The organism is Faecalibacterium sp. An192 (assembly GCF_002160175.1).
Lineage (GTDB): Bacteria > Bacillota > Clostridia > Oscillospirales > Ruminococcaceae > Faecalibacterium.
Genome location: NZ_NFKB01000026.1, coordinates 19,782 through 36,709 on the forward strand (window position 1 = coordinate 19,782; position 16,928 = coordinate 36,709).

Below are 16,928 nucleotides of genomic sequence, written 5' to 3' on the forward strand. Positions count from 1 at the left end.
TTTGCACCCAATACAACCGGCGCGGCGGCCCGCTGCGCCCCTGTCATCAGGAGGTTTTTCACTTGAAGCATCTTCGTTCTGCTGCGGCGCTGGCCGCTGCGCTGGCGCTGGCGATTTCGGCGGCCGGCTGCGGCGCGTCCTCCTCGGAGGCCACCAGCTCGGTGCTGGGCCCCGCCGCCAATTACGACTATCAGAACTTTACCTACAGCCAGGGCCTCGACACCAACGGCCATTGGGAAGGGGTCACCGCCCTGGACTATGTGACCCTGCCCGAGGACTTTGCCTCCATCTCCCTGCGCAAGTCCGACGTGGAGCCCTCGGAGGAGGATCTCCAGGCCCAGTGGGACAGCCTGCTGGACAGCTACCGCATCAATCAGCCGGTCACCGGCCGGGCAGCTGAGGAGGGGGACATTGCCAACATCGACTACAGCGGTACGGTGGACGGCGTGGTCTTTACCGGCGGCACCGCCGAGGGCTATGACCTGACCCTGGGCAGCGGCACCTTCATCGCCGGCTTTGAGGATCAGATCATCGGCCACAACGTGGGGGACAACTTCGATGTGACCGTCACCTTCCCCGACGACTACGGCGACTCCACCGATGAGGCCGGCAACACCATTACCCTCTCGGGCAAGGAAGCCGTCTTCAACGTCACCCTGAACAGCCTGTCGGTCAGCGTCCTGCCCGAGGCCACCGACGCCTGGGTGGAGGAGAACTTCGGCGAGCTGAACGACCTGCACACCGTGGATCAGGTGGACCAGTACTTCTACGATGCCCTGTACCAGTCCAACCTGACCAACGCCATTGTGGACTACCTGACCGAGGAGTCCAAGGTGTCCAGCATTCCCGACGTGGTGCTGAACTACCAGGTGAACAGCCAGCTGAGCTACTACAACAACTACGCATCCATGTTCGGCTACAGCACCCTGGATGAGTTCCTGTCCGGCTTCCTGGGCTACGACAGCGCCGACGCCCTGCTGGCCGACACCGAGCAGGATATCCTGACCTCCTGCAACCAGCTGCTGATCTTCCAGGCGGTGGCCGAGAGCCTGAATCTGGCCCCCACCGACGCCGATCTGGAGACCTACGCCAGCTACACCGAGACCATGGGCGAGGGCTATGTCCATCTGCTGGCCCTCCAGGACCGGGTCCTGGCAACCCTGCGGGAAGGCGCTCAGGTGGCCTGATCCCAACCAAAACAGCATAGAACAAAAGAGCGCCCTTCCGGCTTGGAAGGGCGCTTTTGTTGTAAGGGTTATTCTCGGTAGTCTTTTTCCAGGGAGAAGCCCCGGCCCCGGACCTCGGTGACCTCGCTGACCACCATAAAGCAGGCGGGGTCGATGGCCCGGACCAGCTTTTCCAGCCGGGGAAGCTGGCGGTTGGAGATGACGGTCAGCAGCAGCTGGCCGGGCTGGCGGAGATAGCCGCCCTCGGCGGACAGAAGGGTGACGCCCCGGTCCAGCTCCGAGAGGATCACCGAACGGATTTCGTCGGTGTGGGCGCTGATGATCTTGACCTCGGTGCGGTGCTCGCCCATCATGATGACCTTATCCAGGACGGTGGAGTAGACAAACACCAGCACGATGCCGTAGAGCACCTGTTCCTTGGGACTGGAGACGGCCTGGGCCATCAGGATGGTGAGGTCAAAGACGGTCATGCTGACGGCCACCGGGATGCGGAAATACTTCTGGAGAACCAGCGGGGGAATGTCCATGCCGCCGGTGGAACCGCCGGTGCGGATGACGATGCCCAGAGAAATGCCGATGCCCAGCCCGGCGAAGATGGTGCACAGCAGCAGGTCGTCGGTGAGGACGTAATCCTGAAACAGTCCCTCCCAGATGGCCAGGGTGAGGGGGGACAGAAAGGTGCTGGCCAGGGTGGAGATGGCGAACCGGCGGCCCAGCAGGACCCAGCCCACCACCAGCATCAGGACGTTGACAAAGAGAAGCACTCCCGACACCGGCAGGCCGCTGACGCGGTTGGCGGCCAGGGCGATGCCGGTGGCGCCGCCAGTAATCAGGCCGGAGGGAATCAGGAACAGGACCACGGTGAGGGAGTAAAGGGCGTTGCCGGCCACCAGGGCCAGGGCGGTCCGCAGAATGCGGAGCGTTTCGCTGCGGTGATTCATGGCAGACACCTCCTTGATGCAGTATGCCACGCAAACGGAAAGAAATCAAAGCCCGGAGAAGGCCCGCACAAAATTAGGATATGGGCCTCGGGTCCGGACCTATCCGGGAAAAAGGGGTTTCCCCGGAACAAGGCAAAAAAGAAAAGCCCCGCGTCCACCGAAACCAGCAGACGCGGGACAACTTTATTCTATCAAAAAGGCCCAGAGAGGTCAAGTGAAATCCCTGTGCATCAGATCTTCAGATCCTGCTCCCCCAGCACGTCGGAGGTGGGGGTGTCAAAGACCGGGATGTTGGCGTAGGGATCGGCGGCATCGTCGGCGGGCAGGGACTTCATATACTCGTCCATGGCGACGGCTACGTCCTTGGCCATGGCCACGGCCTCCACCACGGTGCGGGCGCCCTTGACGGCGTCGCCGCCGGCAAAGACGCCGGGACGGGTGGTGCGGCCGCTGGGGTCCACCGTCAGCAGGCCCTTCTGGTTGGTGTCGATGCCGGTGGTGGTCTGAATCAGGCTGCTCTCGGAGCCCTGGCTCACCGAAATGATGACGCCGGTGTGGGCGTAGAATTTCTCGCTGCCCTCCACCTGGGTGAAGCGGCCGTCCTCGCCCTTGACGGTGTCGCGGCAGATCAGGCCGTCGTCCCGGATCTCCACCGGGGCCTTGCAGAACCGGAAGCCCACGCCCTCCAGCTTGGCGTAGCTGACCTCATAGGCCGAGGCGCTGATGCAGCTCTCGTCCCGGCGGGCGTAGCAGGTGACGTGGCGGGCGCCGTTGCGGATGGCGGTGCGGGCGCAGTCCATGGCCGAGTTGCCCACGCCGATGACCGCCACATTGTCCCCCAGCCGGAAGGCCTTGCTGTTGGCCAGGTAGTCGATGCCGAAGGCCACATTGCCCAGGCTTTCGCCCTTGATGTGCATGGCGTTGGCCTTCCACAGGCCGGCGCCGATGAAAATGCTCTTGTAGCCGTCCCGGAACAGGTCGTCGATGGTGAGGGTGCGGCCGATTTCGGTGTTGGTGCGGACCTTGATGCCCTTCAGCTCCAGGTGACGGTACTGGAAGTCGTCCAGGACGCTGTCGGGCAGGCGGTAGTTGGGGATGCCGTACCGCATGACGCCGCCGATCTTGTCCCGGGCCTCAAAGATGGTGATGTCATAACCCCACCGGGCCAGCAGCACCGCAATGGTCAGGCCGGCCGGGCCGGAACCAATGATGGCGGCCCGCATGCCGTTCTTGGGGGCGGGACCGGCCACCATCTTGTTGGCGTAGGTGGTGGAAATGTAGTTCTCAATCACCGAGAAGTGTACCGGGTCGTGGGAGGGCATCCGGTTGCGGATGCAATGGCCCTCGCACTGCTTTTCGTGGTCGCAGACCAGGCTGCAGACGGTGGTCAGGGGGTTGTTTTCAAACAGCATCCGGCCCGCCTTGTCCATCTCGCCGGCCTTCAGCAGGCGGATGACTTCGGGAATGTTGGTGCTGATGGGGCAGCCCTGCTGGCACATGGGCTTTTTGCACCCCAGGCAGCGGTTGGCTTCGTCCAGAACGTGTAACGCCATAGATGATATCCTCCTTGTGTCCGATTGGTACGCTTCTCTGAAATGTTGTATCCAACAACAGCTTGCTATAATAATACACCCTTTGGCCCCGGCTGTACAATGACGGATTCACTGATTTTCAGCAGGATTTTTTGGCTTTTTCGCCGGAAGTGCCAACGCCGGCGGGGCCAAGCTTCAAGAAAAGCCCCCGGCGGCGGGCCGGGGGCGGAAAAAACGATCAGTTGAACTTGACGATCTTGCGGGCGAGACGGTAGCCGAAGATGGTGACCTTGTCGCCGCCGGGGATTTTCAGGTTGGTGGCGCCGCCCAGGGACAGCTTGACCCGGCGGTAAACCCGGGGGCTCACATGGGCCCGCAGATAGGCCCACAGATCGGCCTTCTTGACCTTGGCCTCGGGGCTGCCGTCCAGAATCAGGAAGATGTCGCTGATGGCCATCATGGTGGACAGATACTGGCTCATGTAGCTGCGCAGGCGGTGCTGCTCGGGGGGCAGGGCGTCCAGATCCTGGCAGTCGATCATGTACCGGGTCACCCGCAGCTGCTGGTCCACCCGCTTGACCATGACGCTCTCGTTGACGCTCTGGTCGGCCCGGCCGATGAAGTAGCGGTACAGATCCAGATCCATGTAATACATGCTCTTGACGTAGGGCAGGGGCTGGTAGACAAAGATGTTGTCCACATAGAAGGTGTGCTTGGGCAGCACCATGCCGCAGCGGCGGAGCACCTCGGTGCGGTAGATGACCGAGTGCATCAGGATGTTCTGGTCGGGGCGGAAGTGGCCCACGTGCATCCAGGAAAACAGACGGTTCTGGGGGAACACGTTGGTGTAGCGGACGGTGTGGCTGGTGCCGTCCTCTACGTGCTCATAGACGTAGTTGCAGAACATCAGGTCGGGGGCGGTGCCGCGGTGGAGCAGGAGGCGGAGCCGGTTCAGCACCTTTTCCAGGGCCTCGGTGTCCAGCCAGTCGTCGCTGTCCACTACCTTATAATAAATGCCGGTGGCGTTGCGGATGCCCTGGTTGACGCCCTCGCCGTGGCCGCCGTTCTCCTGGTGGATGGCCCGGACGATGGTGGGGTATTTGGCGGCGTATTCGTCGCAGATGGCGGGGGTTTCGTCCTTGGTGGAACCGTCGTCCACCAGGATGATTTCGGCGTCCTCCCCGGCGGTGAGCAGGGTGTCGACACAGTGACGCATATAGGCCGCGGAGTTGTAACAGGGCACGGCAAAGGTGATGAGTTTTTGATCCATAATTGTTTAACCTCGTTTTGGATGGATAGACGTTGGCGGGACAGCCGCAGATCCCGGTCAGATGCGAGATAACCTTCCGCACCGGGGCGGATGGGAATGGCGCCCAGGGGGCATAGTTCCGTCCAGTGTCCGCGTTACAACTATTATACCATGTCATGAGGCAAAAATCTATCCGCCCCAAAGGCCTCAAAAACCCAAAAATGCTGGAAAATCCGCTAAAAACTCGTGAAAACAAGTCATAAAATGCGGACCGCTGGCCCCAAAACAAAAAATGTGGTATACTGCATACCGATCGACCGAAGGGAGGGCCATCATGGAGGATCAGTACAGCGTTTTAAAACGGGTGTTCGGCTATGACCGTTTCCGCCCAGGACAGGAGGAGATCGTGGAGGCGATTCTGTCGGGGCGGGATGTGCTGGCGGTGATGCCCACCGGCGCAGGCAAGTCCATCTGTTACCAGGTGCCGGCCCTGATGATGCCGGGGATCACCCTGGTGGTCAGCCCCCTCATCAGCCTGATGCAGGACCAGGTCCGGGCGCTGGTGGCGGCAGGCGTGCCGGCGGCCTACCTGAACAACAGCCTCAACGACAACCAGAAGGCCCTGATGCTCCGCCGCGCCCAGGAGGGCCGGTACAAAATCATCTATGTGGCGCCCGAACGGCTCCAGATGCCGGGATTTCTGCGGTTTGCCGAGGAACAGCCCATCAGCATGGTGACGGTGGACGAAGCCCACTGCATCAGCCAGTGGGGCCATGATTTCCGGCCCAGCTACCTGCAGATTCAGGATTTCGTCCGCCAGCTGCCCACCCGCCCGGTGGTCAGCGCCTTTACCGCCACAGCCACCGTCCGGGTTAAGGAGGACATCGAGGATAAGCTGGATCTGGAGCGGCCCTTCCGCCTGACCACCGGCTTTGACCGGCCCAACCTGCGGTTTGAGACCATGCGGGTGATCTCGGGGGAAAAGCCCCACGCCCTGGTGAAGTTCCTGCTGGAGGAGGGAGATGCCCCCGGCATCATCTATTGCAGTACCATCCGCCAGGTGGGGGAAGTGACAAACCTGGTGTCTCAGGTGGGAATTGCGGCGGCGCCCTACCACGGCAGAATGTCCCCGGAGGAACGCAAGAAAAACCAGGAGGATTTCCTCTATGACCGGATCCAGGTGATGGTGGCCACCAACGCCTTCGGTATGGGCATCGATAAGCCCAATGTCCGCTTTGTCCTCCATTACAATATGCCCAAGGACATCGAGAGCTACTATCAGGAGGCGGGCCGCGCCGGCCGGGACGGGGAACCGGCCCGCTGCGTTTTGTTCTACGCCCCCAGCGACGTGCGGATTGCCCAGTACCTCATTGACCGGGAGGAGCAATCCGGCGACCAGCCCGACGAGGTGCGCCAGGCCGTGGCCGAACAGGCCCGGGAACGGCTCAAGTACATGACGTTTTACGCCACCACCCGGCGGTGCCTGCGGGCGGATCTGCTCCGCTATTTTGGAGAAAAGAGCCCCATGACCTGCAACAACTGTTCCAACTGCCTGGCCGTCAAGGTGCCTGTGCCCCAGCGCCGCGCGCCCGACCCCAACGACCCCACAACCGATCCCAACCGCCGCAAGGCCAGCCGGGAGGCCGCCCGCCTCACCCTCAGCACCCAGGACGAAGAACTGCTGGCCGCCCTCTATGCCCTGCGCAAGGAGTTGGCCCGCAAGGAAAAACTGCCGGCCTTCATGGTTTTCTCCGACGCCACCCTGCGGGATATCTGTACCCGACGTCCCACCACCAAGGAAGACCTGCTGCAAATCAGCGGCATTGGTGAAACGAAGGCCGCCCGGTATGGCCCTGCATTTTTGACCCTGGTCAAACGGCATGCCAAGTAAATGATAAAAATATTTTTACTATTCGCTTGGTTCACCTGGAAAAATCATCGGTTCTGTTGTGCTGATCTTAATCTTAAAAGAACGCCCCTCTCCTTTTATGGGAACGGGGCTTTGTGATTTTATGCAACTTTTTGGTGAGCCATAAAACCAGGTTTTGAGGTGGTTTGCATCGTATCCGGGCGCAGCCCGGACGTAACGTGAGCGCGGCATAGTCTGCAACCCTCACAAACGGCATAAAGAGCGGCCAGAGTTGATGGTACCCAGTAAAGCTTTTTGCCAAGCTTTTTCTCGAAAAAGCGGGGAGCACTTGTAAGTTACGTTAAAATGAGGTAAAATAAAGCGATCTAAACGGATGCTGCCAAACGCGCAGCGATAGATTGGAAGGGAGGGGCCGAAAGGCTTTCAAAACACATGATCTTAGCCATCGATATAGGCAACACCACCGTCGCCCTGGGCGGCATCAAGGACGGACGTGTATGCTTTGTGGCCCATATGGATACGGTGCGCACCCATACCGCAGCCGAGTACCGTGCTGAAATGGATCGGATTTTTTCGCGGCGGCGCAACCCCGAACGCAAAGTGTGGTTCGAGGGGGCTGTGCTGACCAGCGTTGTGCCTCAGCTCACCGGAGCTCTGGCGGTGTGCGCACGGCACTATACCGGCAAGGACCCGGTGATTGTGGGTCCCGATATCCGCACCGGCCTGACCATGGGGGTTCCTGATCCCTCCGCTGTGGGCAAGGACCGGATTGCAGACGCCGCCTATGCGGCGGCCAATTACCCTCTGCCGGTGATTACGGTGGACCTGGGCACCGCCACGACCTTTAATGTGGTGGATGAAAACCGGGTGTTCCGGGGCGGGGTGATCTGCCCCGGCCTGTCCACCGGCCTGCGGGCACTGGGAGACCGGTGCGCCCAGCTGCCCCAGATTCATCTGGCGCGGCCCCGCCACGCCATCGGCACCACTACCCAGGAATGTATGCTCTCGGGCTCGGTGATGGGCACCGCCGTCCTTCTGGACGGAATGGCGGCCCGGATCGAGGAGGAGCTGGGCAGCTCCGCTACCCTGGTGCTGACCGGCGGCCTGGCCAAATATGTGGCCCCCCTGTGCCGGCATCCCCTGACCTATGACCCCGAACTGATGCTGAAGGGTCTGGCTTTGCTGTATGAGATGAACAGCCGTCCGGCCCGCCGGGGCGACAGCCGCCGCCTGCATCCCTCGCGCCGGGAAGACCAGCCCCGGGGCGGGCGGCAGATGAAAAGGAGGACGGCAGGATGAAACTGGGCATTGTAGGCAGCGGAAAAATCGTCCAGGAGTTTCTGCCCTGGCTGGCACAGTCGCCGGTGGTAGAGGTGGCTGCCCTGTGCAGCACCCAGCGCAGCGCGGCCCAGGCCAAGGCCCTCTGTGAACAATATGGGGTCCCCCTTCATACCACCGACTATGAGGAACTGCTGAAGGCGGTGGATACTGTCTATGTGGCGCTGCCCAATCTGCTCCACACCGCCTATACCAGGGCGGCGCTGGAGGCGGGCCGGAACGTCATTGTGGAAAAGCCGCTGGCGCCCTGCGCCGCGGAGGCGGTCCAGCTGGCCGACCTGGCCCGCAAAAAGGGCCTGTTCCTCTTTGAGGCGGTCACCACCCTGTACATGGAAAATTACCATAAACTGCGTCAGCTGCTGCCCCGGGTGGGCCCGGTGAAGCTGGTGCAGTGCAATTTCAGCCAGTATTCCAGCCGGTACGACGCCTTCTGCGCCGGCCAGGTGGCCCCCGTCTTTGACCCCAACCAGGCGGGCGGCGCGTTGATGGATCTGGCCGTCTACAACATCAGCTATCTGGTGGGCCTGTTCGGAGAGCCCCAGCAGGTCCATTATACCGCCAATGTGGAGCGCGGCATTGATACCAGCGGCATCCTGACCATGGATTACCGCTCCTTCAAGGCGGTGAGCATCGCCGCCAAGGACTGCGCGGCCCCGCCCCGGTATGTGATCCAGGGCACCCGCGGCTATCTGCTCCAAAAGAGTACCGCCAATTTCTGCGGCCCTCTCACCCTCCATCTCAACGATGGAAAAGAGGAACACTTCTCCCTCAACGGCAAGCGCCCCCGCTGTGCGGCGGAATTTGAGGCGTTTGCCCGGGCCATTGACGCCGGTGACCAGGAAATGTGCAGCGGCATGCTGGATACCTCCCTGGCGGTGAGCCGGGTTTTGACGGTGGCCCGGAAGGATGCGGGGATTCGGTTCCCCTGCGACAGGTAAACGCCTCTTGGCATTTTGTACCGGCACTCCAACCCAAGGCCGGACGAATCATGCAGCCGCCGCCCGGCGGTCGGGCCGCGGCAGAGAGGATGGAAATAGAAAAAGGCGGTGGGAAGGTCCGGCTGTGGGGCCGGACGAAAAAGCTTTGGTTCGCAAACACAAAAGCTATAGTTTTGCGCTGTATCCGTTTTTGAGGGCGGAACGGCAGCAGGAGGAATGACATTATGAATCGCAATCATACCAATCTTCAGGCATTGACCCGGCTGGCCCTGTTGGTAGCCATCGAACTGGTGATGAAGGCCATCGGCCTGGGCAGCGTGCCGGTGGGCCCGCTGTACATGAGCTTTTTGACCCTGCCCATTGCGGTGGGCGCCATCACCATGGGCCCTCTGGCCGGTCTGATTCTGGGCGCCGTGTTCGGCGCGGTCAGCTTCTATGACGCCATCACCGGCGGCTCCGCCATGACCAGCGCCCTGTTCCAGGTCAGCCCGCTGCACACCTTTATCCTGTGCGTGGGCATGCGTCTGCTGATGGGCCTGTGCGTGGGCCTGATCTATGAGGCCCTGCGCCGCCTGGACAAGAAGGGGAACTGGAGCTGCATCGTCAGCGCCATGTGCGCCCCGCTGCTCAACACCGTTTTCTTCATGGGCTACATCGTCCTGGCCTTCTATAACTGCGACTACGTCCAGGGTCTGGTGGCCGCCAACGGCGCCACCAACCCCCTGATCTTTGTGGTCCTGCTGGTGGGCGTCCAGGGCGTGGCGGAGTTCCTGGTCAGCGGTCTGCTGGGCGGCATCGTGGCACGCGCCGTGGAGCGGTATATCAAATAAATCCAAACGATCCCTTTTGCATCGCAGGCAGGCCGGAAGGCCTGCCTTTTTTGCTGCGGTCCGCACACCCTGGCCCCGGCCCGCATAGGCTGAGTCACAGGGGGGATGCACCATGACAGATAAGCTCTTTGCGGTGGTAGGCGACGACGCCCGGCAGGCGGCCGCAGGCCGGGCCCTGGCCCGGGCGGGGTTCCGGGTGGGCGGGCCGGGACAGATCGGCTGGGCCGACTATATTCTGCTGCCCCTGCCGCTGGATGTGGAGGCGGTGGGGCTGGCGGGACTTCTGCGGTCCGCCAAACCGGGGGCCCTGGCTCTGGCCGGCAAACCCTCCGCCGAGGCCCGGCGGCTGGCCCGGGAGGCGGGCATCACCATGGTGGACTACTTTGCCCGGGAGGAGCTGACCGTCCTCAACGCCATCCCCACGGCGGAGGGGTGCATCGGGATTCTGCTGGAGCGCCGGGTGCGGACTCTGTGGGACGCGCCGGTGCTGGTGACCGGCTATGGCCCGGTGGGGCAGGCGCTGGCGGTGCGCCTGACGGCCCTGGGCGCCCATGTGACGGTGGCGGCCCGGCGGGCCTCCCAGCGGGCCCTGGCCCGGAGCCAGGGGGCCCACTGGGTGATTCCTCTGGAGGAATTGGCGGCGGCAGCCCCCGGTTTTGACGCGGTGGTGAACACCATTCCGGCCCTGGTCCTGACCCGGCCGGTGCTGGCGGCCCTGCGGCCCGGCAGCCTGATTGTGGATCTGGCCAGCCGGCCGGGAGGCACCGATTTTGCCGCGGCGGCCGCGCTGGGCCATACCGCCCTGCCGGCCCTCAGTCTGCCCGTGCGCTGTGCGCCCGAGAGCGCGGGAGAATATGTGGCCAATACGGTGCTGGAAATCATCAGGGAACGGGCGGAACAGGAGGCGGCAGAATGAACGGGAATCAGATCGGCACGGTGGCCTTTGCTCTGTGTGGAAGCTTTTGTACTTTTGAAGCGGCGGTACCCCAGGCGGCGAAACTGGCGGCCCGCGGCTGGCAGGTGATCCCGGTGATGAGCTTTGCGGCGGCGGGCACCGATACCCGGTTCGGCAGCGCCGCCGGCTGGAAAGCCAAGCTGGAGGCGGCCGCCGGCCGCCCGGTGCTGGATACCCTGACCGGGGTGGAGCCCCTGGGCCCCAAACACATGGCCGACGCCCTGGTGATCGCTCCCTGTACCGGGGCCACCCTGGCCCGGCTGGCGGCGGGGCTGTCCGACACCCCGGTGACGCTGGCGGCCAAGAGCCTGCTGCGGGTGGGGTGCCCGGTGGTGGTGGCGGTGTCCACCAACGACGGCCTGGGGGCCTCGGGAGAGAATATCGCCCGCCTGATGCAGCGGAAGGGCTTCTATTTTGTCCCCTATGCCCAGGACGATCCGGTGGGCAAACCCCAGAGCCTCAAGGCCGATATGACCCTCATTCCCCGGACCCTCCGGGAGGCCATGGCGGGCCGCCAGCTCCAGCCGGTGCTGCTGCAGAGACCTCTTTTCCCTCAATAAAAAGTGTGCTATACTATAAAAGATCCAGAAAGAGGCGGAGCGCCGGGCGCTTTTGCCGGGAAAGAGGGAAGAATGAAACAACTGACCACAGCTCTTGCAGCCTTTGCGGCTCTGCTGGTGCTGACAGCCTTCGGGCTGCCGGCCGGGGCGGCGGGCCCGTCTCTGGGCGCCACCCAGGCCTACTGTATCATTGATGCCGAGACCGGCCTGGTGCTGGCCCAGCAGAACATGGACCAGGAGCTGCACCCGGCCTCCATCACCAAGGTGATGACCCTGGGCCTGGCCTGCGAAAAGGCCCAGGGAGACTGGACCGGCGTGGTGACGGTGAGCCATGAGGATGTGTATTCCCTGGCCGGCACCGATTCCAGCCACATCGCCCTGCTGGAAGGGGAACAGGTCCCGGTGAAGGACCTGCTCTACGCCACCATGATGGCCAGCGCCAACGACGGGGCCAACGTGCTGGCGGAATACTTCGGGGGCGGGTCCATCGCCGACGGCGTTCAGGCCATGAACGACCAGGTGGCCGAGCTGGGTCTGGCCCACACTCATTTTGCCAACCCCCACGGCATCAGCGACGAAAACCACTATACCAGCTGCTACGACATGGCCCAGATTCTCCGCTGGGCTTTGACCCAGCCGGGGTTTGAGGAGCTGTTCACCAACAACGAGATGTATATCATGCAGCCCACCAACCTCCAGCCGGTGACCCGTTACTTCTCCCAGCAGGACTCCATGCGGATCGGTTCCAGCATGTTCTATGAGCCCACCATCCTGGGGTCCAAGATCGGGTATACCGACATTGCGCGCCAGACCTATGTCTGCCTGGCCGAGAAAAACGGGGTCAAGGTGATCTGCGTGACCATGCGCAGCGAGAGCAAGGCCGACCGCTACACCGACGTCCGCGCCCTGCTGGACTATGCCTTCTCCACCTGGACCGGCTATACCGATGTCCCGGGCATGACCGGCGCGGCCAGCATTACGGTGCGGGGCGGCGGCGACGTGCTGGGCACCCTGAGCCTGGATGCACCGGGCATCCGGGTGCCGCTGGCGGCGGGCCTGACGGCGGAGGACGTGACCCTCAGCATCGACCTGCCCGAGGTGTACACCCTGGGCGGCGAGCTGAACGGCTGGGCGGTGTACACCGTCCACGGCGGAGACTGGCAGGAGACGGCCAGCATCCGGGTGCCGCTGACCACCACCGGCCTGCGGAATGCTCTGGAAACCAGCCGCGGCGCCGCCCACCCGGCGGCCGGGGATGTGGCGCCCCGCTCAGGGATTCCCATGGTGATGGGGGCCGCTGTGCTGGCGGTGGTGATTGTGGGGGCCGGCGCTTTCTGGTATAGCCGCCGCCGCGGCGCTGTTGTACGCTTAAACAGGGCACAACCTGCTGATAGTTCTTATAAACAAAAATAAAAGAGGTATACGATTATGGGTAAGTTCACTTTTACGCAGACTGAGATCCCCGGCGTGGTGGTCATCGAGCCCCAGGTGTTCGGCGACGACCGCGGCTATTTCATGGAGACCTACAAGAAAGAGGATTTTGCGGCGGCAGGCATCCCGGCCGAGTTCGTTCAGGACAACCAGAGCCGTTCCACCCGGGGCGTTCTGCGGGGCCTCCACTTCCAGAAACAGCACACCCAGGGCAAACTGGTCCGCGTCACCCTGGGCGAGGTGTATGACGTGGCGGTGGACTGCCGCCCGAACAGCGCCACCTTCGGCAAATGGGTGGGCGTCACCCTCTCGGCCGAGAACAAAAAGATGTTCTATATCCCCGAGGGCTTTGCCCACGGCTTCCTGGTGCTGAGCGACGTGGCAGAGTTCTGCTATAAGTGCACCGATGTCTACGACCCCACCAGCGAGGGCGGCATCCCCTACGATGATCCCACCGTGGGCGTGGTGTGGCCCGACTGCGGCTGTGAGCACAAGACCAGCGCCAAGGACAAGCTCCATGAGCCCTTTGCCGCCCAGACCTTTGACTTCTTTGCAAAGTGGTGACGGCTGTGGCAAAACTGAAAGCAATGTGGGGCGCCCTGTGGCGCTACCGGTATCTGTTGTACAATCTGGTCAGCCGGGATTTCAAGCTGAAATACCGCCGCAGCGTCCTGGGCGTGGTGTGGAGCGTCCTCAACCCGCTGCTGATGTGCCTTGTGTACTGGGCGGTGTTCAGCAGCCTGATGGATATGCGGGGCAGCGGCATTGACAACTTCCCTGTGTTCCTGATGTGCGGCCAGCTGCTGTTCAACTTCTTCAACGAATCCACCTCCACCAGCATGGGCAGCATCCTTGCCGCCGCCCCTCTGCTGAAAAAGGTCTATATCCCCAAATATATCTTCCCCCTGGAGAAGTGCTGCTTCGCCATGGTGAACTGTGTGTTCAGCTTTGTGGCGCTGCTGCTGGTCATGATCTTCACCGGCAGCTCCTTCCACCTGACCCTGATCCAGGCGGTGTACCCTCTGGTCACCCTGTTCTTCTTCAGCCTGGGGGTGTCTTTGTTCCTGGCGGCGGCCACCGTCTTTTTCCGGGATATTCAGCACATCTGGAGCGTCTTTGTGACCGCTCTGCTCTACTTCTCGGCCATCTTCTATGACCCCGCCCAGATGACCTTCTCCATCGGCGGGTTCAATATGCAGCAGGTCATCGCCCTCAATCCGATTTACTGGTATATCACCGGCTTCCGCCGCACCGTCATGTGGGGCATCCCGCTGGATCTGCGGATGGTGGAGGTCTGCGGCCTGTGCGCCGTGATCTCGCTGCTGGTGGGGGTGACGGCCTTCCGCCGCACCCAGGACCGCTTTGTCCTGCATATCTGATGAGGGGGAGGAGACAACACCCATGGACACACCCAATACACAGCCCATCATCGAGATCAAAAATGTCTCGATGTGCTTCAACCTGGCCAGCGAAAAACACGAGAGCCTGAAAGAATACTTTCTGGCCATGGTCCAGGGCCGGCTGCACTACGATGAATTTTACGCCCTCAAAAACGTCAGCCTGGACATCATGCCGGGGGACTTTTACGGTCTGGTGGGCCTGAACGGCTCAGGCAAGTCCACCCTGCTCAAGACCATTGCGGGGGTGTACAAGCCCACCCGGGGCCAGGTGACGGTGCGGGGGACCATTGCGCCCCTCATCGAGCTGGGCGCCGGCTTTGACATGGACCTGACCGCCCGGGAGAACATCTACCTGAACGGCACGGTGCTGGGCTTTTCGCCCAAGTACCTGGACGAAAAGTTCGACGAAATCGTGGAGTTCAGCGAGCTGCAGAACTTCCTGGACGTTCCCCTGAAAAACTATTCCTCGGGCATGGTGGCCCGCATCGGCTTTGCCATCGCCACCATCACCAAGCCCCAGATCCTGATTGCCGACGAGGTGCTGTCGGTCGGCGACTTTTTGTTCCAGCAGAAGTGTGAAAAGCGGATGCAGGAACTGATGGCCGGCGGCACCACCGTGATTCTGGTGTCCCACTCCATCGAGCAGATCGAGCGGATGTGCTCCAAGGTGGCCTGGCTGAGCCATGGCCAGCTGAAGATGAACGGCGACACCAAGACGGTCTGCGACGCCTACAAGGCGGTCCAGCGGGGCCAGGCCTGAGGCCGGGACCCATCAAGAGATACGAGGGAAAACATATGAACGAACAGCAGCGCAAACGCATCCGGGAGCTGAGCCGCTATGCGGTGACGGTGGCCAGGGAAGAAGGTCTGCCCGCCATGGCCAAACGGAGCGCGGGCTTCATCAAGCGCCGCTTTTTCGGCAAAAAGGCCCGCTATCTGCCCGACAAAAAGGTTCTGGCAGCCCAGCGGGCCCTTTATGAGGGGAAAACCCGGGCAGACTGCGGCCTGCCCACCATCAGCATCCTGACCCCCCTGTACAATACGCCGCCGGTCTACCTGCGGGCCTTTCTGGATTCCTTTGTGGGGCAGACGGCGCCCAATGGCCAGCTCTGCCTGGCGGACGCTTCCGACAGCGCTCACCCCGAAGTAGGGGAGATTGTGCGGGAATATCAGGCAAAGAATCAACAGATCGTATACAAGAAGATCGAAAACCAGGGCATTGCCCAGAACACCAATGCGGCCGCCGCCCTGGCGGACGGGGAATATCTGGCCCTGGCCGACCACGACGACGTCCTGGCCCCCCATGCCATGTATGAGATGGGCCGGGCCATCCTAGACCTGCGGGCCGCAGGCCAGCCCGACGGGTTCCTGTACAGCGACGAGGCCCTCTTTGAAAAGGACATCCGCCGCCCCCGGGCCGCCCATTTCAAGCCCGACTATGCCCCGGACTACCTCCTCTGCTGCAACTACATCTGTCACCTGGCGGTGTTCCGCCGGGAACTGTATGAGCAGATCGGGGGCGAGCGGCCGGAATGCAACGGCAGCCAGGACCACGACCTGTTCCTCCGCCTGATCGAAAAGGTGGGAGGCGCCGCCCACCTGCCCCAGGTGCTGTACTATTGGCGGGTTCACGCCGGGTCCACCTCGGGGGGCACCGACGCCAAGCCCTATGTGGCCGCGGCGGCCAAGCGGGCCCTGGCGGACCACCTGGCCCGCACCGGCCAGAAGGGCGAAGTCACCGACGGCCTGTTCCCCAGCACCTACCGGGTGCGGTGGGAGGTGGAGGGCGAGCCCAAGGTCAGCGTTCTGATCCCCAACAAGGACCATACCGACGACCTGGAACAGTGCCTCCACAGCCTCTATGCCCGGACTCTCTGGGAAAACTATGAGGTCATCGTCATCGAGAACAACTCAGAGAAGCCCGAGACCTTCGCCTATTACAAGGAGGCCCAGCGCCGCTATGAGGGCCTGCGGGTGGTGCAGTATCCGGGCAAGGGGTTCAACTTCTCGGCCATCAACAACTTTGGCCGGAAGTATGCTTCCGGCAGCTATTTGCTGTTGCTGAACAACGACGTGGAAATCACCGACGGCGAGTGGATGACCGAGCTGGTCCGCCAGTGCGCCCGCCCCCGGGGCGGCGCCATCTGCGGGGCCATGCTCTACTATCCCGACGACACCATCCAGCATGCAGGCGTCATCACCGGCCTGGGCGGTTATGCCGGCCACAGCCACAAGTACAAGAACCGGGGCGGCAGCGGCTATATGTTCCGGGCCGCCACGGTGCAGGACTTTTCGGCGGTGACGGGGGCCTGTCTGCTGGTGAAAACCAGCGTCTGGGACGCCGTGGGCGGGCTGGATGAGCGGTTCGCGGTGGCCTTCAACGACGTGGATTTCTGCCTGCGGGTGCGGGATGCCGGATATCGGGTCATCTGGACCCCCTATGCCTGGCTGTACCACCACGAGAGCAAGAGCCGCGGCTCGGACGAAAAGGACCCCATCAAGGAGCGCCGTTTTGCGGCCGAGCAGCAGCGTCTCTATGACCAGCACGGCCGGAACAACATCCTCAACGATCCCTACTACAACCCCAGCCTGACCCACGACCGGGAGGACTTTTCCGAGAGCGCCGACCTGAAACGGCTCCAGTCCGGGGAACTGCGGGTGCGCTACAGAGCGCAATAAAACGCAAAAACAAAACCA

Annotated in this window: 15 protein-coding genes; 12 read left to right on the forward strand and 3 right to left on the reverse strand. The window is 62.5% G+C overall.

Annotated elements, in window-relative coordinates; genetic code table 11:
* Positions 1 to 62 precede the first annotated feature (62 nt).
* Entirely contained in the window at positions 63 to 1,187 is a 1,125-nt protein-coding gene (locus B5F27_RS09120) for an FKBP-type peptidyl-prolyl cis-trans isomerase (protein ID WP_242956935.1), read from the forward strand.
* Between the two features lie 68 nt (positions 1,188 to 1,255).
* Here B5F27_RS09120 and B5F27_RS09125 read toward each other — a convergent pair whose 3' ends face one another.
* The 3 genes from B5F27_RS09125 to B5F27_RS09135 form a co-directional block, all read right to left on the reverse strand.
* Positions 1,256 to 2,128 carry a YitT family protein gene (locus B5F27_RS09125; protein ID WP_087366784.1) on the reverse strand — a complete coding sequence of 291 codons (873 nt, stop codon included), beginning with the start codon at positions 2,126 to 2,128 and terminating at the stop codon, positions 1,256 to 1,258.
* Positions 2,129 to 2,358: 230 nt separating this feature from the next.
* Positions 2,359 to 3,681, reverse strand: coding sequence for an NAD(P)-dependent oxidoreductase (locus B5F27_RS09130; RefSeq protein WP_087248312.1), 1,323 nt, complete (start codon positions 3,679 to 3,681; stop codon positions 2,359 to 2,361).
* 217 nt (positions 3,682 to 3,898) lie between these two features.
* Positions 3,899 to 4,930 carry a glycosyltransferase family 2 protein gene (locus tag B5F27_RS09135; protein WP_087366787.1) on the reverse strand — a complete coding sequence of 344 codons (1,032 nt, stop codon included), beginning with the start codon at positions 4,928 to 4,930 and terminating at the stop codon, positions 3,899 to 3,901.
* Between the two features lie 313 nt (positions 4,931 to 5,243).
* Here B5F27_RS09135 and B5F27_RS09140 point away from each other — a divergent pair, with 313 nt between their 5' ends.
* From B5F27_RS09140 to B5F27_RS09190, 11 genes are all read left to right on the forward strand, one after another.
* Positions 5,244 to 6,800, forward strand: a complete 1,557-nt coding sequence (locus B5F27_RS09140) for an ATP-dependent DNA helicase RecQ (protein ID WP_087248308.1) — start codon at positions 5,244 to 5,246, stop codon at positions 6,798 to 6,800.
* A 411-nt stretch (positions 6,801 to 7,211) separates the two neighbouring features.
* Positions 7,212 to 8,078, forward strand: a complete 867-nt coding sequence (locus B5F27_RS09145; RefSeq protein ID WP_087366791.1) for a type III pantothenate kinase — start codon at positions 7,212 to 7,214, stop codon at positions 8,076 to 8,078.
* On the forward strand, positions 8,075 to 9,055 hold the full coding sequence (locus B5F27_RS09150) for a Gfo/Idh/MocA family oxidoreductase (RefSeq protein WP_087248304.1): 981 nt from the start codon (positions 8,075 to 8,077) through the stop codon (positions 9,053 to 9,055). The genes B5F27_RS09145 and B5F27_RS09150 overlap by 4 nt, the downstream gene beginning before the upstream one ends.
* A gap of 224 nt (positions 9,056 to 9,279) precedes the next feature.
* Positions 9,280 to 9,885 (forward strand): ECF transporter S component, encoded by a 606-nt coding sequence (locus B5F27_RS09155; RefSeq protein ID WP_087248302.1) that lies wholly within the window; start codon positions 9,280 to 9,282, stop codon positions 9,883 to 9,885.
* Positions 9,886 to 9,997: 112 nt separating this feature from the next.
* Complete coding sequence (locus tag B5F27_RS09160) at positions 9,998 to 10,801, forward strand: NAD(P)-dependent oxidoreductase (RefSeq protein WP_087366794.1); 804 nt, start codon at positions 9,998 to 10,000, stop codon at positions 10,799 to 10,801.
* Positions 10,798 to 11,400, forward strand: coding sequence for a dipicolinate synthase subunit B (locus tag B5F27_RS09165; RefSeq protein ID WP_087248298.1), 603 nt, complete (start codon positions 10,798 to 10,800; stop codon positions 11,398 to 11,400). The genes B5F27_RS09160 and B5F27_RS09165 overlap by 4 nt, the downstream gene beginning before the upstream one ends.
* A 72-nt stretch (positions 11,401 to 11,472) precedes the next feature.
* Positions 11,473 to 12,813 (forward strand): serine hydrolase, encoded by a 1,341-nt coding sequence (locus B5F27_RS09170; protein WP_087366797.1) that lies wholly within the window; start codon positions 11,473 to 11,475, stop codon positions 12,811 to 12,813.
* A 15-nt stretch (positions 12,814 to 12,828) separates the two neighbouring features.
* On the forward strand, positions 12,829 to 13,395 hold the full coding sequence (gene rfbC, locus B5F27_RS09175; protein WP_087248294.1) for a dTDP-4-dehydrorhamnose 3,5-epimerase: 567 nt from the start codon (positions 12,829 to 12,831) through the stop codon (positions 13,393 to 13,395).
* A gap of 5 nt (positions 13,396 to 13,400) precedes the next feature.
* Positions 13,401 to 14,210 carry an ABC transporter permease gene (locus B5F27_RS09180; RefSeq protein ID WP_242956933.1) on the forward strand — a complete coding sequence of 270 codons (810 nt, stop codon included), beginning with the start codon at positions 13,401 to 13,403 and terminating at the stop codon, positions 14,208 to 14,210.
* 22 nt (positions 14,211 to 14,232) lie between these two features.
* Complete coding sequence (locus B5F27_RS09185) at positions 14,233 to 14,991, forward strand: ABC transporter ATP-binding protein (protein WP_087248290.1); 759 nt, start codon at positions 14,233 to 14,235, stop codon at positions 14,989 to 14,991.
* Positions 14,992 to 15,026: 35 nt separating this feature from the next.
* Positions 15,027 to 16,910, forward strand: coding sequence for a glycosyltransferase family 2 protein (locus B5F27_RS09190; RefSeq protein WP_087366800.1), 1,884 nt, complete (start codon positions 15,027 to 15,029; stop codon positions 16,908 to 16,910).
* Positions 16,911 to 16,928 lie beyond the last annotated feature (18 nt).

Bases quoted from the DNA above. Each gene is read 5' to 3' on its own strand.
- B5F27_RS09135 (WP_087366787.1), bottom strand. From the start codon at position 4,930: ATGGATCAAAAACTCATCACCTTTGCCGTGCCCTGTTACAACTCCGCG.
- B5F27_RS09190 (WP_087366800.1), top strand. From the start codon at position 15,027: ATGAACGAACAGCAGCGCAAACGCATCCGGGAGCTGAGCCGCTATGCG.
- B5F27_RS09145 (WP_087366791.1), top strand. From the start codon at position 7,212: ATGATCTTAGCCATCGATATAGGCAACACCACCGTCGCCCTGGGCGGC.
- B5F27_RS09140 (WP_087248308.1), top strand. From the start codon at position 5,244: ATGGAGGATCAGTACAGCGTTTTAAAACGGGTGTTCGGCTATGACCGT.
- B5F27_RS09125 (WP_087366784.1), bottom strand. From the start codon at position 2,128: ATGAATCACCGCAGCGAAACGCTCCGCATTCTGCGGACCGCCCTGGCC.
- B5F27_RS09155 (WP_087248302.1), top strand. From the start codon at position 9,280: ATGAATCGCAATCATACCAATCTTCAGGCATTGACCCGGCTGGCCCTG.
- B5F27_RS09185 (WP_087248290.1), top strand. From the start codon at position 14,233: ATGGACACACCCAATACACAGCCCATCATCGAGATCAAAAATGTCTCG.
- B5F27_RS09170 (WP_087366797.1), top strand. From the start codon at position 11,473: ATGAAACAACTGACCACAGCTCTTGCAGCCTTTGCGGCTCTGCTGGTG.
- B5F27_RS09130 (WP_087248312.1), bottom strand. From the start codon at position 3,681: ATGGCGTTACACGTTCTGGACGAAGCCAACCGCTGCCTGGGGTGCAAA.
- B5F27_RS09150 (WP_087248304.1), top strand. From the start codon at position 8,075: ATGAAACTGGGCATTGTAGGCAGCGGAAAAATCGTCCAGGAGTTTCTG.
- rfbC (WP_087248294.1), top strand. From the start codon at position 12,829: ATGGGTAAGTTCACTTTTACGCAGACTGAGATCCCCGGCGTGGTGGTC.
- B5F27_RS09160 (WP_087366794.1), top strand. From the start codon at position 9,998: ATGACAGATAAGCTCTTTGCGGTGGTAGGCGACGACGCCCGGCAGGCG.
- B5F27_RS09165 (WP_087248298.1), top strand. From the start codon at position 10,798: ATGAACGGGAATCAGATCGGCACGGTGGCCTTTGCTCTGTGTGGAAGC.